The organism is Mesorhizobium sp. Mes31 (genome assembly GCF_024519675.1).
In the GTDB taxonomy this organism is placed as follows: domain Bacteria; phylum Pseudomonadota; class Alphaproteobacteria; order Rhizobiales; family Rhizobiaceae; genus Mesorhizobium.
Window position 1 is genome coordinate 54,509 of sequence record NZ_JALJRL010000015.1, and the last position, 13,845, is coordinate 68,353.

At 66.1% G+C, this 13,845-nt stretch carries 13 protein-coding genes; 6 read left to right on the forward strand and 7 right to left on the reverse strand.

Features of this window, described 5'->3' with window-relative positions:
* Positions 1–16 precede the first annotated feature (16 nt).
* From NR193_RS23450 to NR193_RS23460, 3 genes are read right to left on the reverse strand one after another with little or no spacing between them, the layout of a single operon-like run.
* A complete protein-coding gene (locus NR193_RS23450; protein ID WP_256753130.1) occupies positions 17–1,279 on the reverse strand; it encodes a CCA tRNA nucleotidyltransferase in 1,263 nt (420 codons plus the stop codon).
* Positions 1,276–1,908 carry a CoA pyrophosphatase gene (locus tag NR193_RS23455; RefSeq protein ID WP_256753131.1) on the reverse strand — a complete coding sequence of 211 codons (633 nt, stop codon included), beginning with the start codon at positions 1,906–1,908 and terminating at the stop codon, positions 1,276–1,278. Before NR193_RS23455 ends, NR193_RS23450 begins: the two co-directional genes overlap by 4 nt.
* Positions 1,908–2,537 (reverse strand): DUF1285 domain-containing protein, encoded by a 630-nt coding sequence (locus NR193_RS23460; protein ID WP_256753211.1) that lies wholly within the window; start codon positions 2,535–2,537, stop codon positions 1,908–1,910. Before NR193_RS23460 ends, NR193_RS23455 begins: the two co-directional genes overlap by 1 nt.
* A 142-nt stretch (positions 2,538–2,679) precedes the next feature.
* Here NR193_RS23460 and NR193_RS23465 point away from each other — a divergent pair, with 142 nt between their 5' ends.
* Genes NR193_RS23465 through NR193_RS23480 form a run of 4 tightly spaced genes read left to right on the forward strand, consistent with a single transcriptional unit; the run spans position 2,680 to position 9,676 of the window.
* Positions 2,680–3,684 carry a MoxR family ATPase gene (locus NR193_RS23465; RefSeq protein ID WP_256753132.1) on the forward strand — a complete coding sequence of 335 codons (1,005 nt, stop codon included), beginning with the start codon at positions 2,680–2,682 and terminating at the stop codon, positions 3,682–3,684.
* On the forward strand, positions 3,684–4,730 hold the full coding sequence (locus NR193_RS23470) for a DUF58 domain-containing protein (protein WP_256753133.1): 1,047 nt from the start codon (positions 3,684–3,686) through the stop codon (positions 4,728–4,730). The genes NR193_RS23465 and NR193_RS23470 overlap by 1 nt, the downstream gene beginning before the upstream one ends.
* Complete coding sequence (locus NR193_RS23475; protein ID WP_256753134.1) at positions 4,727–7,549, forward strand: DUF4159 domain-containing protein; 2,823 nt, start codon at positions 4,727–4,729, stop codon at positions 7,547–7,549. Before NR193_RS23470 ends, NR193_RS23475 begins: the two co-directional genes overlap by 4 nt.
* 48 nt (positions 7,550–7,597) lie before the next feature.
* Positions 7,598–9,676 (forward strand): hypothetical protein, encoded by a 2,079-nt coding sequence (locus tag NR193_RS23480; RefSeq protein ID WP_256753135.1) that lies wholly within the window; start codon positions 7,598–7,600, stop codon positions 9,674–9,676.
* Between the two features lie 133 nt (positions 9,677–9,809).
* Here NR193_RS23480 and clpS read toward each other — a convergent pair whose 3' ends face one another.
* The 4 genes from clpS to NR193_RS23500 form a co-directional block, all read right to left on the reverse strand.
* Positions 9,810–10,115, reverse strand: coding sequence for an ATP-dependent Clp protease adapter ClpS (gene clpS, locus NR193_RS23485; protein WP_091579443.1), 306 nt, complete (start codon positions 10,113–10,115; stop codon positions 9,810–9,812).
* Between the two features lie 140 nt (positions 10,116–10,255).
* On the reverse strand, positions 10,256–10,570 hold the full coding sequence (locus tag NR193_RS23490) for a hypothetical protein (RefSeq protein WP_256753136.1): 315 nt from the start codon (positions 10,568–10,570) through the stop codon (positions 10,256–10,258).
* 212 nt (positions 10,571–10,782) lie between these two features.
* A complete protein-coding gene (locus tag NR193_RS23495) occupies positions 10,783–11,058 on the reverse strand; it encodes a hypothetical protein (protein WP_256753137.1) in 276 nt (91 codons plus the stop codon).
* Between the two features lie 38 nt (positions 11,059–11,096).
* The gene (locus NR193_RS23500; RefSeq protein ID WP_256753212.1) at positions 11,097–11,399 is read right to left on the reverse strand and encodes a hypothetical protein; all 303 of its coding nucleotides are present in this window, start codon (positions 11,397–11,399) and stop codon (positions 11,097–11,099) included.
* A 276-nt stretch (positions 11,400–11,675) separates the two neighbouring features.
* Here NR193_RS23500 and NR193_RS23505 point away from each other — a divergent pair, with 276 nt between their 5' ends.
* Together NR193_RS23505 and NR193_RS23510 are read left to right on the forward strand one after the other, a co-directional pair.
* Positions 11,676–12,392 (forward strand): response regulator transcription factor, encoded by a 717-nt coding sequence (locus tag NR193_RS23505; protein ID WP_256753138.1) that lies wholly within the window; start codon positions 11,676–11,678, stop codon positions 12,390–12,392.
* Entirely contained in the window at positions 12,389–13,795 is a 1,407-nt protein-coding gene (locus tag NR193_RS23510; RefSeq protein ID WP_256753139.1) for an ATP-binding protein, read from the forward strand. The genes NR193_RS23505 and NR193_RS23510 overlap by 4 nt, the downstream gene beginning before the upstream one ends.
* Positions 13,796–13,845 lie beyond the last annotated feature (50 nt).

Consider the following 13,845-nt stretch of genomic DNA (forward strand, 5'->3'; position numbering starts at 1 on the left):
GAAACGGCGAACCGCTCTAAGTTTCAAGCGCCTTCGCGGCACGTTCGAGCAACGCGCCGCGATCGGGGGCAAATCCGGCTTCTATCCATTCCGCCTCGAGGTTCTTGAGGATTTCGCCGAGCTTCGGCCCAGGAACGGCGCCGAGCGCGGTCAAATCGGCACCTTTCAGCGGAAACAGCGGTTTTTCCCATTTGAGCGCAAAGGCCAGCAGGCGCGAAAAGCCGCCGGCTTCGAGCAGGGCATCATTGTCCTCGACGGCACGCACCCGGGCCGCGGCCAGCGATAACCGCAGGCGATCGACGAAGCCCTGCCGGTCGCCGCGATAGAGCCTTTTCGCCAGTTCACCCTCGGTCGTCTTCGGCTCGACGATAGTGGCCAGCGCCCAGTGGCGCAGGCGCTCAGCCTCCGCCGTCGACAGTCTCAGCCTGTCGGCGAGCGTCTTCATGCGCGCCGCATCCGGGGGCACGATCGCCTCCAGCCTGAGCAGCGGATCCGCCGCCCAGCCCAGATCCTTCTCGGCCTTGGTCAGCCCATGGATGGCATCGATGCCCCATTTCTCGCTCTCGGGCAGCGCGCTGGTCAGCACGCCGGCCTGGCGCATCCACAGCAGCGCCCGCGACGGATCAGGCGCCGACAGGAGCTTCTTCAGCTCGGACCAGATGCGCTCGGCCGAAAGCTGGACCAGCCCATCCTTCAGCCGGGCGCAGGCTTTCAGCCCTTCGGCGTCGGGCCGGCCGTCGCCGTACCAGGCGAAGAAGCGGAAGAACCGCAGGATGCGCAGATAATCCTCGCGGATGCGCGCTTCCGGATCGCCGATGAAGCGCAGCCGGCGCGCCTCGATGTCGGCGACGCCACCGATCAGGTCGACAACCGTGCCGTCGGCCTGCGCATAGAGCGCGTTGATGGTGAAATCGCGCCGCTCGGCGTCAAGTTTCCAGTCACGCCCGAACGACACCTTGGCGCGGCGGCCGTCGGTCTCGATGTCGGCGCGCAAGGTGGTGGTCTCATAAGGCTTGCCGCCGGCGATCACCGTGACCGTGCCGTGCTCGATGCCGGTCGGCACCGCCTTGAAGCCTGCCGCCTCGGCACGGCGGATGGTTTCCTGCGGCAGGCAAGTGGTGGCGATGTCGATGTCGGCGACCGGCTGGCCCATCAGCGCGTTGCGCACGGCGCCGCCGGCGACACGTGCTTCTTCACCGACTTCCGCCAGAACGGACAGCAGTCGCTGCAGATGCGTATTGCCGAGCCAGTCGGCCCTGCCCGCGATAGAGACACTCACGCATAGAGCCTTTCGTAGAGCGTACGGATGATGCCGGCGGTGACACCCCAGATGCGCCGGTCGCCATAAGGCATATCGTAGAAGAACCATTCGAGATCGTTCCACATGCGGCTGTCGCGCTTGTGATTGGCCGGGTCCATCAGGAAGCGCAGCGGCACTTCGAAGGCGGCGTCGACCTCGTCGGCGTTGAGCGTCAGCTGGAAACTGGGCCTCACGATGCCCAGCACCGGCGCGATGCGATAGCCGCTGCCGGCGACGTAATCGGGCATCCGGCCGATGATCTCGATACGATCCGGGCCAAGGCCGATCTCCTCGAAAGTCTCGCGCAGCGCCGCCGCTTCCGGGCTGGCATCGGCGGCATCGATGGTGCCGCCGGGAAAGGCCACCTGCCCCGAATGGCTGCGCAGCTTTTCGGCCCGTTTGGTCAAAAGAACCGTCGCGTCGCCGTCGTGATCGACCACGGGGATCAGCACCGCGGCATTGCGCAGCGCCTTGGCCTGGCCGAGGCGCGGATGGCCGGGATTGAAGCGATGATCGCCATAGTCGTCGCCGGCATACGCATCCGGCTGCGCAGCAAAGCGCGCGCGAAAATCGGCTGACGAAAACGGTCTCGGCGTCGTCTGGTCCATCACGTACTCAGCCGCTTCAGTTGGTCCGCCGGCATGATCGGAAACACCGCGCCCTTCGAGCGCACGGCAAACATGGCCTTGCCGCCGATCTCGATTTCCTCGCCATGTCCGACCAACTCGTACATCACCGGCCGCGCCACCAGTGCCTCCAACCGGCCGCGCACCAGAACATAGGGCTTCAACCCGCCGGTTTCGCTCTCGTCGACGAAGCGCAGCGGCCGCTCCGGCCCGGCTTCCACGACATCGCCGACATTGGTGCGGAAGGTGATGGCTTGCGCGTCACCGCTGCCCGAAACATCCATCTCGACGGCTATGAACGGCGCATCGGCAACGCGGATGCCGACCTTTTCCACAGGCGTGACCAGATAGGTCCTGCCGTCCTCGTCCTTGCGCAGCACGGAGGAGAAAAGCTGCACCAGCGGCATGCGGCCGATCGGCGTGCCCAGGTAGAACCAGGTGCCATCGGCCTTGATCTCCATGTCGAGATCGCCGCAGAAGTCCGGATTCCAGCGTTCCACCGGCGCGGCGCCCTTGCCGGCGCGGGCGGCGCGCGAAATCAGCGCCTCGAGACCCCGCGCCTCGGTGGCGCTCGTAAGGCTTTGTTCGCGATGTTCGGAGTGTTCCCTCATGGTCACGAAATAGTCACTGTTGTTCCGCTTGTCAGCCTAGGTCTGTGATTTAAGTTTCGGCATAGGCGCCACGCGAGGCCGAATCGCGGCAACCTGTGCTATGGTGCGGGCCGGTATTTCCAACCACAAGGATCGATGCGGCATGAGCGTGATGGTCAAGGAAAGCCCGATCAGCGAAAAGGACATGATCGCCGAGGCCGAGAAGGCGCTGGCCGATATCTCCAAGGTCCGCGATGGGGTCGGCCGGGTCATCTTCGGCCAGGAGAACGTCGTCGAGCGCACGCTGGTGGCGCTTTTGGCCGGCGGCCACGCGCTTCTGGTCGGCGTGCCGGGCCTCGCCAAGACCAAGCTGGTCGAGACTCTGGGCATCGTGCTCGGCCTCGATTCGCGCCGCATCCAGTTCACGCCCGACCTGATGCCGTCCGATATCCTTGGCTCCGAAGTGATGGAGCAGGACGAATTCGGCAAGCGCTCCTTCCGCTTCATCTCCGGGCCGATCTTCGCCCAGCTTCTGATGGCCGACGAAATCAACCGCGCTTCGCCGCGCACCCAGTCGGCGCTGCTGCAGGCCATGCAGGAATACCACGTCACCATTGCCGGCGCCCGCTACGACCTGCCGGCGCCCTTCCACGTGCTGGCAACGCAGAATCCACTGGAGCAGGAAGGCACCTATCCGCTGCCCGAGGCGCAGCTCGACCGTTTCCTGATGCAGGTCGACATCCTCTATCCCGAAATCGAGGCCGAGCGCCGCATCCTTTTGGAAACCACCGGCATCGAGGATGCGAAGGCGCAGAACGTGCTGCAACCGGTGCGGCTGAAGGAAATCCAGACGCTGATCCGCCGCATGCCGGTGCCCGAAAGCGTCGTCGAGGCGATCCTGACGCTGGTGCGCTCGGCGCGTCCCGGCCAGGGCAACGCCGAGACCGACAAGCATGTCGCCTGGGGCCCCGGCCCGCGCGCCAGCCAGGCGCTGATGCTGTGCACAAGGGCGCGCGCGCTTTATGAGGGGCGGCTGGCGCCCTCCATCGACGACGTCCGTGCGCTGGCCGAGCCGGTGCTGCAGCATCGCATGGCGCTGACCTTCGCCGCCCGCGCCGAAGGCACTTCGGTGCGTGACGTGGTGGCGAAACTGGCAAAAGGCATCTGATGGCGCGCATCGGCGAGGTCCAGGCTCCGGCAGCGACGCGCGATGCGCTCGCCCGTGGCCGGTTGCGGGCTTCGCTTGTGCCTGACCTGCTGGTCGAGGCGCGCCGCATCGTCAACACCGTGATCGCCGGCTGGCACGGCCGCCGCAAGCGTGGCATCGGCGAGAATTTCTGGCAGTTCCGGCCCTATGTCGAAGGCGATGCCTCGCGCATCGACTGGCGCCGCTCGGCCCGCGACGATCATACCTATGTGCGCGATCGCGAATGGGAAGCCGCCCATACGGTCTGGCTGTGGGCCGACCCCTCGCCGTCCATGCTCTACAAGTCGACCGGCGCCAGCGTTTCCAAGCAGTCGCGCGCGCTGGTGCTGGCTCTGGCCATGGCCGAGCTGTTGTCGCGCAGCGGCGAGCGCATCGCCTGGCCGGGTCTCACCGATCCGTTCACCGCCCGCAACGGTGCCGAGCGCATCGCCGCCCAGCTCATGCACGCCGGCGAGTTGCCGGCAAAACCCGATCTGTCCGGCATCCGCCGCTTCTGCGACATCGTCATCGCCAGCGATTTCCTCGACCCGGTCGAGGAAACGATGGCCTGGCTCGATGTGCTCGCCCGCCACGGGGTGCGCGCCCACCTGATCGAGGTCGCCGACCCGGCCGAGGAAACCTTTCCCTATGCCGGCCGCACCGAGTTCACCGATCCCGAGACCGGCGACAAGCTGACCGCCGGTCGCGCCGAAATGCTCGGCGATGAGTACCGCCTGCTGTACACCGCCCGGCGCCAGGAACTGGCCGCCTGGTGCAAGCGCCTCGGCTGGAGCTTTACCGTCAACCATACGGATCGGCTCGCCTCCGACGCGCTAGTCCGCCTGCACATGGCCATGACCGCCGATGGCGGCTATGCCGGGCTGATCGCTGGTGGCGATCATGCCGGGCAGACCGCCGGTGGTCATGCCGGGCTGGCCTCTGGTGGCGGTCATGCCGGGCAGGCCGCCGGTGGTGGTCATGCCGGGCTGACCGCCTTTGACGGTCATGCCGGAAAGGTCGGCGCATGAGCTGGCTGCCGCTCTCCTTTGGCGCTCCCATGGTGCTGTGGGGCCTGCTGGCGCTGCCGGTGATCTGGTGGCTGTTGCGGCTGACACCGCCGAAGCCACAGACCGAAATCTTCCCGCCGCTGAAGATCCTGGCCCGCGTGCTGAAGCGCGAGGAGACGCCGCAGCAAAGCCCGTGGTGGCTGACGCTGCTCAGGCTCTTGATGGCGGCCCTGGTCGTCGCGGCACTCGCCGAACCGGTGTTCAATCCGCGCGAAAAGCTGCCCGCCGAGGGTGCGGCCCTGGCACTGGTCATCGACAATGATTGGGCAAGTGCCGCCGATTGGGGCAAGCGCGTCGCCACCGCGGAGCGGCTGATAGCCGACGCCGGCTCGAACGGCGTGCCGGTCATCATCGCCTTCACCGCCGAAAAGCCCAATTCGGAGATCGGCCCCTTCGATGCCGCCACGGCTCTTGACCGGCTGCGCGCCGCCAAGCCGCGACCGATCCCGACCGATCGGCCCGCCGTCTATGCCCGCGTCGCCGGCGTGCTGGACACCTTGCCTGGCGCCAGCGTCGCCGTGCTCGCCGATGGCCTGGCGGCAAAGGGCGACGAGGCCGCCTTCAACACGCTTTTGTCGAGAAATGCCGCGCGCGTCGTCTGGGCGACTGCCGACCGGCTTTCGCTGGCCGGCCTGACCGCCGCCGAGAACCAGGTCGACGGCTTTGCGCTGACCGCCATCCGCGCACCGGGCGACCCCGCCCCGGCGCAGGTCACCGCCGGCGCCTTCGACGACAAGGGCCGCCGCATCGCCGATGCGACGCTGACCTTTGCGCCGGGCGAATCCACCGCCACCGGCACCATGGCGGTGCCGTTCGAGCTGCGCAACGACTTCGCTTCGATCGCGCTCGATGGCGAGCGCCAGGCTGGCGCCGTGCGTGTCCTCGACGAAAGCTCCAAGCGCCGTCGCGTCGGGCTGTTGTCGCAGGCCGAGGCCGACCAGGCACAACCGCTTCTGTCGCCGCTCTATTACATCAGGCGCGCACTCCAGCCCTTCGCCGATCTCGTCGAGCCCTCCAGCGCCGACCTCGCCGACGCCATCCCGCAGATCCTCGGCCAGAAGCCGGCGATGATTGTCATGGCCGACATCGGCACCATTCCCGCACAGGTCCGGCAAAGGCTGGTCGACTGGGTCGACAATGGCGGCACGCTGGTGCGTTTCGCCGGCTCGCGGCTGGCCGCCGCCGGCAATGACGATGACCTGCTGCCGGTCCGGCTGCGCACCGGCGAGCGTTCGCTCGGCGGCGCGCTGTCATGGACGTCGCCGCAGCCGGTCACCGAATTTCCCAAGGCCGGCCCGTTCGCCGATCTTGCCCCACCCGCCGAGGTCACCGTCACCAGACAGGTGCTGGCCGAGCCGACGCCCGATATCGTCGAGCGCACCTGGGCGGCTCTCGCCGATGGCACGCCGCTGGTCACCGGTCTGAAGAAAGGCAAGGGCACGCTCGTGCTGTTCCACGTCACGCCCGAGGCGACATGGTCGAACCTGCCGATTTCGGGCAGCTTCGTCGAGATGCTGCGCCGCCTCGTGCAGCTGTCGCGCAACCAGGGCGCGGCGGTCGCCAGTGCCGAAGCCGCCGCCACCTCGCTGGCACCCTATCGCATGATATCGGCCGACGGCTCGCTGGTGCCGCCGACGCCGGATGCGCGGCCGCTGGTGCCGGCCGCCGGCTCGTTGCCTGTGACTTTCGAGAACCCGCCTGGCCTCTACGGCTCCGAGACCGGCGTCTTCGCCCACAACCTGCTCGAGGCCACAAGCACCTTCGCGCCGCTGGCGCGTCCGCAGATCAATGTTCCCGTCACATCGATCCAGTATGCGTTTGATGAATCGCGCAACCTGAAGGGCGCGCTGGTCGTGGCCGCCCTGGCGCTGATGCTGCTCGATACGCTGGTGGTGTTGTGGATGGGCGGACTGTTTTCGCGCCGGCCGCGCCGTGCCGGTGCCGTGGCAACCACCGCCGCGATCCTGATTGCGCTCGGCGCGCTGTTCGGCCATGCCGACCTTGCCCGCGCCGACGACGCCAAACCGGGCGACCAGGCCGCAATCGAAGCGATTTCGAAAACCCGCATTGCCTATGTGCTGACCGGCGTGCCGGGCGACGACTCGATCAGCCGCGCCGGCATGGAGGGCCTGACCCGCTTCCTGATCGAGAAGACCGCATTGGAACCGGGCGCACCCGCGGGTGTCGACATCTCGAAGGACGAGCTGTCGTTCTATCCCCTGATCTACTGGCCGATCGATCCGGCCGCACCAATGCCGAGCCAGGCTGCGATCGCCCGCATCGACGCCTATATGCAGCAGGGCGGGACGGTGCTGTTCGACACGCGCGACCAGTTCGCCAACGGCATCGGCGCCGATTCGGCCAGCCCGGCGACGGAGCGGCTGCGCGACATCCTCGGCAACCTCAACGTGCCGCCGCTGGAACCGGTGCCGTCCGACCACGTGCTGACCAAATCCTTCTTCATCCTGCCCGAATTTCCTGGCCGCTTCGCCGGCAGTCCGCTCTGGGTCGAGGCGTCGCTCGACGCCAGCAACGCCGAGAACCGGCCGGTGCGCACCGGCGACGGCGTTTCGCCGATCATGATCACCGCCAATGATTTCGCCGGCGCCTGGGCGGTCGACGAGAATGGCGATCCGCTGCTGCCGACAGTGCCCGCGGACCCGATGCAGCGCATCTACGCGCTGCGCGCCGGCGTCAACATCATGATGTACATGCTGACCGGAAACTACAAATCCGACCAGGTGCACGTGCCCATACTGCTCGAACGGCTGGGGCAGTAGAATGACGTTCTTTCTTGCACACCCCACCCGGATCGACCGGGGTAACGCATGAACTGGTCGATCTCCTTCGAACCGCTGATCTCCTGGCCTTGGCTGGCCCTGGTGCTGGTGCCGCTGCTGGCGCTCGCGCTCGTCGGCCTATGGTTTCGCCAGCGCGGCGCGATCTTCCGCTTCGTCGCCCTGCTGGCGCTGGCCGCCGCCCTGTTCAACCCGGTGTTCCTCAATGAGGAGCGCGAGCCGCTGAAAAGCGTCGTCGCCCTGATCGTCGACCGCAGCCAGAGCCAAGATATCGGCGACCGCACCAAGCAGACCGACGAGGCGCTGGCCGGGCTCCAGCAGCGTCTTGGCCGCTTCAAGCAGTTCGACGTGCGCGTTGTCGAGGCAGGCAAGTCCGAAGCCGCCGAGGAGCGCACCGAAACGCGGCTCTTCGGCGCGCTCGAGGGTGCCTTCCGCGACGTGCCGCCGTCGCGCATCGGCGGCGCCATCATGATCACCGACGGCGAGGTGCATGACGTGCCTGCAGGCGCACCCGATTTCAACGCCCCGCTGCATGCCCTGATCACCGGCAACGACCACGAAAAGGATCGCCGCATCCGCTTCGAGAACGCGCCCCGCTTCGGCATCGTCGGCAAGCCGCTCGACATGACATACCGGGTCATTTCGACGGAAAACGAGACCGGTCCGGTCGACGTGCGCGTCTCGGTCAATGGCGAGCAGGTCGCGGTCGAACATGCCACCGTCGGCCAGGCCATGCCGCTGCAGGTGACCATTCCGGGCGCCGGCCGCAACATCGTCGAACTCGCCATCGATCGCGAGCCGGGCGAGCTGACCGACACCAACAACCGCGCCATCGCGCTGATCGACGGCATCCGCGAGAACCTGCGTGTGCTGCTCGTCTCCGGCGAGCCGCATGCGGGTGAGCGCACCTGGCGCAACCTGCTGAAATCCGACGCCTCGGTCGATCTCGTCCATTTCACCATTCTGCGGCCGCCGGAAAAGCAGGACGGCACGCCGATCAACGAATTGTCCCTGATCGCTTTCCCGACCCGCGAGCTGTTCGTCGAGAAGATCAAGGATTTCGACCTCATCATCTTCGATCGCTATCAGCACCGTGACGTGCTGCCGATCCTCTACTACGACTACATCTCCGAATATGTCGAAAAGGGCGGCGCGCTGCTGATCGCGGCCGGCCCCGAATATGCCGGCGAAAGCTCGATCGCGCGTACGCCGCTGATGTCGGCCTTGCCGGCGATGCCGACCGGCGAGGTGGTCGACAAGGCCTTCTATCCGCGCCTCACCGATCTCGGCCAGCGTCACCCGGTGACGCGCGGGCTGGACGGTTCCGCCACCGAGCCGCCGCACTGGAGCCGCTGGTTCCGCACCATCGGCGTGCAGAACCCGGAAGGCGAAGTGGTGATGAAGGGTGCCGACAACCGGCCCCTGCTGCTGCTCGACCACAAGGGAGAAGGCCGCGTCGGCATGCTTCTGTCCGATCAGGGCTGGCTGTGGGCGCGCGGCTTCGAGGGCGGCGGTCCGCATGTGCAGCTCTATCGGCGCATTGCGCACTGGCTGATGAAGGAGCCCGAACTCGAGGAGGAGCGGCTGACCGCCGACGGTCGTGGCATGGTTCTGGAAATCCGGCGCCAGACCATGGCCGATGATCCTGGCGCCGCGCAGATCATCACTCCGTCCGGCAAGACGATGACCGTCAAGCTCCAGAAATCCGAACCCGGCGTCTTCCTCGGCAGTGTCGAGACCAGTGAAATCGGCCTCTACCAGGTCGCCAATGGCGACCTCACCGCACTCGCCCATGTCGGACCGGTCAATGCACCGGAATTCGCTGACGTCATCTCCACCGAGAACCGGCTGAAGGCGCCGGCGGAAGCGACCGGCGGCAGCGTGCGCCGGCTGACGCCATCCGCGGCCCTTGGCAGCGACGTGACGCTGCCCTCCATCGTGCCGGTGCGTTCGGCGGGCGCTGCGTCCGGCAGCGACTGGATCGGCCTGCGCACCACCGACGACAGCGTGCTCAAGGCCGTCTCGCGCGTGCCGCTGTTCGGCGGGTTCCTCGGCCTCGGCCTGCTGCTTCTGGCAATGGGTTCGATGTGGTATCGCGAGGGACGGTAGTGGCACCTTTTCCTTCCCCCTGTGGGAGAAGGGAAAACCGCCCTGCAGCCGCTGCCCTCCGCTATGGCTCCAGGCGTTCGTCGTTTCAATCGACAAGTCGTTGGCGATTGATCGCCCTACGGGCGACCACTCCTCACTCTTCCGGTTCAGTCGTGAACAGCAGCGGGTAACCCTTGGCCTTGCCGGCATCGGTGGCCCGTGTCGCCTTGGTCTCGGCGACATCCTTGGTGAACACCGCGACGACGCAGACGCCACGCCGATGCGCGGTGATCATGATCCTGTGTGCCTGGTCCTCGCTAAGCTTGAACTCGCCCTTCAGCACCGTCACCACGAACTCGCGCGGAGTGAAATCGTCATTGATGAGGATGACCTTGTAGAGCTTCGGCCGTTCGGTCTGCGGCTTGACCTGGACGCGCGGCTTTGTGGTGATTTCAGGCATCGGAACCGACAGTCTCGCCATCGACAGTTTCGCCCCGCATTTTGCCACGGGCGAAAGCGATGGTCCATTTTGATTGGCACGCGGACCGGCAGCGGGTGAGCGCTGTCATTGACGATCATGTGGGAATTGTTGGTAGCGGTTCAACGGCCCTGCCGGCCAAAGATGCGGCGGTTTCCGCCCGCATCCGCCCGGCGTTCCATCCACGCAGCGATCGGCCACGCGACGACGCAGCTCAGCGTCACGCCGGTGAGTATGATCAGCAGCCACGCCTGTACCGGCGTGATGTAGTCCCAGTTGCTGGAGATTGCCGGTGCGAACAGCGAAGGCTCGGTGCGCCCGCTCGCCGGATCCGGCACCGGGCTGGCAGTGAACAGGACCAGCACCCTGGCCACGCCGCTGGCGACCAGGCCACCGAGCACCATCGAACGCAGAATGGACGAAAGCCGCTTCTTCATGCGGACTGTCCTACACGACCGGCGTTGCGAACGGGTTAAGCTTCATCGAGACGCCTGACTGGAAGCCGCCGGTTTTCAGGCTTCGGCCAGGCCGGTCTTGCCGGTCCGCTTTCGTCGCCGGCGCAGCGCCTTTCGACCATGCGCTTGGCAGAAGGCCGCCCCAGCTGGCTTGCAGCTGGAACGGCCTTGTTAGAAAGCAGGCTTTGGACCGATCAGGGCTTCTTCGGAGCAGCCTTCGGGGCGGCCTTCGCGGGGGCTTTCTTGACCGGGCACTTGTGCTTCTTGGTCACCTTGCAGACCTTCTTGGCGACCTTCTTCGGGGCAACCTTCATCGGAGCGGCGGTGGCCGGAGCGGTGGTAGCAGGAGCGGTGGTCGTGGTGGTAGCAGCCGGGGCAGCGGTCGTGGTGGCGGCCGCGTTGCCGAGAACCGGCATCGAGAAGGCGAGAGCAACGGCGAGGCCGAGGGCGGACAGGAGGGACTTTTTCATGGCTTCGTTTCCTTTTTATGCGGGTCGAGTTTCGAGTGTCACTGAACCGGGTCGTTCGGCGTCACTCCAAGCAGCTTCAAAGCGTTTGCGAGCATCCGGATGCCCTGTGCCTGTTTCTTGGCGGCGCAGTACCGGTTTCCCTTTCTTTGAAGTGCCTTTGCCGCGGTGACCTGCGTTGCCGTGGCGTGGGTTTCGAGGGCTTCGTCGAATTGGCGGCTGAGATTGGCGCAACGTTCGGCCCGGGTGGTGGACGTCACCTTTGCATCCGATTGTCCGGCAGCGGCGGTGACCAGGCCAACGCCCAGCAACGCACCCAACAAACTGATCGACAACCTTGGCATCGGTTTATCCGTGAACCCGCAGACTGGCGTCGCAGCCAATGACCTGACCGCTACGGCACCGTTATGCCGTCCTACCTTTTCAGGAGTTTTTCCGGATTGTAGAATTTTGTTTCCGGATTGTTTCTGCATGACCGGCGAAGGCGCCGATGCTTCGGTGTGGAGACGCGGAATTCGCTGCACCTCGAAATGCAAGGCACTGGCCAACATATGGCCCGAATTCTATCGTGTGGCTCACCAACCAAGGATAGCTTGGCCGGCAACAGAAACGGGGCACCCGTGAAATCCGACGCACACATATTGATCGTCGACGACGACAAGGGCATCCGCGACCTGCTGCAGGAGTTCTTCCAGAAGCGCGGCCTGCACACATCGGTTGCCGCCGACGGCGCCGAGATGGAGACCATCCTGCGCCGCTCGCATGTGGATCTCATCGTGCTCGACGTGATGTTGCCCGGCAAGAGCGGGCTGGAACTGTGCCGCGACCTGCGCGCCCAGTATTCGACACCGATCATCATGCTGACCGCCGTCACCGAGACGACCGACCGCGTGGTCGGCCTGGAAATGGGCGCCGACGACTATGTGCCCAAACCCTTCGACCCACGCGAGCTGCTGGCCCGCATCCGCGCCGTGCTGCGGCGCAACGGCGCCGCCGAGCCGAAGCGTGCCACCACCAAGCAGGTCTACCGCTTCGCCGGCTGGACGATGGACTGCTCGCGGCGCCGGCTGACCGCGCCCGACGATGTCAGGGTCGAACTGACCATGGCAGAGTTCAACCTGCTGCAGACCTTCGTCAAGAGCGCAGGACGCGTGCTGACCCGCGACCAGCTCATCGAGCTCTCCGGCGGCGACAGCGACTATTCCTTCGACCGCAGCATCGACATCCTGGTCAGCCGGCTGCGGCGCAAGATGGAAGACGATCCCAAAACGCCCAAGCTCATCCTGACCGTGCGCAGCGGCGGCTACCAGTTCCTGCCCGAGACGACCTCCGAATGAGACGTTTCCTGCCGCAGACCCTCCCCGTCTGGGTGCTGCTGATCGTCATTGCCGGCCTGCTGATCAGCCAGGTCGCAACCCTTTATATCGTGTCGCGCGACCGCGCCGCCGCCAATGACATTGTCGACCTTTATCGCCTCAACGATCGTGCTTTCTCGCTGGTGCAACTGATGCATGACGCCACGCCGGAGGAACGCAAGGCGACGGCGACCGGCCTGTTCAATTCCACCTACGCGCTCACCGTCTCCGACACGCCCGCAGTCACCTCGTCGATCGCCGGCGACGACGAACTGGCCGAACTCGAAGACATCCTCGTTGGCCGGCTGTCCAAGTTCGGCATCACCGACGCGCGCGTGCGGCGCGATCCGGCGACACGTGAGGCAGACGACGCCAGCGGCACGGCGCCAGGACCCGATATCGGCCAGGTGGAGCGCGACCTTCTGGTGCTGGCCGCCGACTTCGCCCAGAGCGACAAACTGACGGCCTCGCTGCGTTTCGCCGACGGCCAATGGCTGAACTTCACCGAGCCGATCACGCCTGTCGGCCCGATCCTGAGCTTCGACAGCCTGCCGCTCTATTCGCTGATCGCCGGGCTTGTGGTGATCATGTCGATCTGGTCGCTGCGCCGGCTGACGGCACCCTACCGGATGATGGAAACCGCCGTGAACAGGATCGGCAAGGATCTGAAGAGCCCACCGATCACCGAGTCGGGCAGCCGCGAGGTCCGTGCCGCCGCCAAGGCGATCAACGCCATGCAGGCCCGGTTGCGTGAATATGTCGAGGACCGCGAACATCTCGCGGCGGCGTTGGCGCATGACCTGCGCACGCCGATGACGCGGATGCGCCTGCGCCTGGAGCTGCTGCGCAAATCGGCGGTCCGCGAGGCGCTGGCGCACGATCTCGCCGATGTCGAGAGCATCGCCAGCTCGGTGATCGACTTCGCCACCTTCGAGGTGACCGAGGAAAAGAGCGAGCGCATCGACTTCTGGTCGCTCGTGGAATCGATCGCCGACAGCTATGACGACGTCTCGTTCGACGACGATACCCGCTCACGCGGCCTCATCTGCATGGCGCGGCCGGTCGCGCTCAGGCGCTGCGTCACCAATCTGATCCAGAATGCCGTGACCTATGGCAAGAAGGCGCATCTCAGCCTGCGCCGGTCGGACAACATGATCCTGCTCACCATCCGCGACGAAGGGCCCGGCATACCGCAGGCCCAGATCGACGCCGTGTTCGGCTCTTTCGTGCGCCTCGAACAATCCCGCAACCGCCAGACCGGCGGGCTCGGGCTCGGCCTGACCATTGCCCGCAACATCGCGCGCGCCGCTGGCGGCGAGATCAGCCTGTCCAACAACCCGGGCGGCGGCTTGCTGACGCAACTGCGCCTGCCATTGGCGGCATAAAACGAGGCGCGCTCGATCGCTTCGCCTCGTCGCCCTCGGGTTTCGGAGAA

What these genes read in the sequence shown, in the direction of transcription:
- NR193_RS23510 (WP_256753139.1), top strand. Translation starts at nt 12,389, where the DNA reads ATGAGACGTTTCCTGCCGCAGACCCTCCCCGTCTGGGTGCTGCTGATC.
- NR193_RS23500 (WP_256753212.1), bottom strand. Translation starts at nt 11,399, where the DNA reads ATGCCAAGGTTGTCGATCAGTTTGTTGGGTGCGTTGCTGGGCGTTGGC.
- NR193_RS23490 (WP_256753136.1), bottom strand. Translation starts at nt 10,570, where the DNA reads ATGAAGAAGCGGCTTTCGTCCATTCTGCGTTCGATGGTGCTCGGTGGC.
- NR193_RS23455 (WP_256753131.1), bottom strand. Translation starts at nt 1,908, where the DNA reads ATGGACCAGACGACGCCGAGACCGTTTTCGTCAGCCGATTTTCGCGCG.
- NR193_RS23465 (WP_256753132.1), top strand. Translation starts at nt 2,680, where the DNA reads ATGAGCGTGATGGTCAAGGAAAGCCCGATCAGCGAAAAGGACATGATC.
- NR193_RS23495 (WP_256753137.1), bottom strand. Translation starts at nt 11,058, where the DNA reads ATGAAAAAGTCCCTCCTGTCCGCCCTCGGCCTCGCCGTTGCTCTCGCC.
- NR193_RS23475 (WP_256753134.1), top strand. Translation starts at nt 4,727, where the DNA reads ATGAGCTGGCTGCCGCTCTCCTTTGGCGCTCCCATGGTGCTGTGGGGC.
- clpS (WP_091579443.1), bottom strand. Translation starts at nt 10,115, where the DNA reads ATGCCTGAAATCACCACAAAGCCGCGCGTCCAGGTCAAGCCGCAGACC.
- NR193_RS23480 (WP_256753135.1), top strand. Translation starts at nt 7,598, where the DNA reads ATGAACTGGTCGATCTCCTTCGAACCGCTGATCTCCTGGCCTTGGCTG.
- NR193_RS23470 (WP_256753133.1), top strand. Translation starts at nt 3,684, where the DNA reads ATGGCGCGCATCGGCGAGGTCCAGGCTCCGGCAGCGACGCGCGATGCG.
- NR193_RS23460 (WP_256753211.1), bottom strand. Translation starts at nt 2,537, where the DNA reads ATGAGGGAACACTCCGAACATCGCGAACAAAGCCTTACGAGCGCCACC.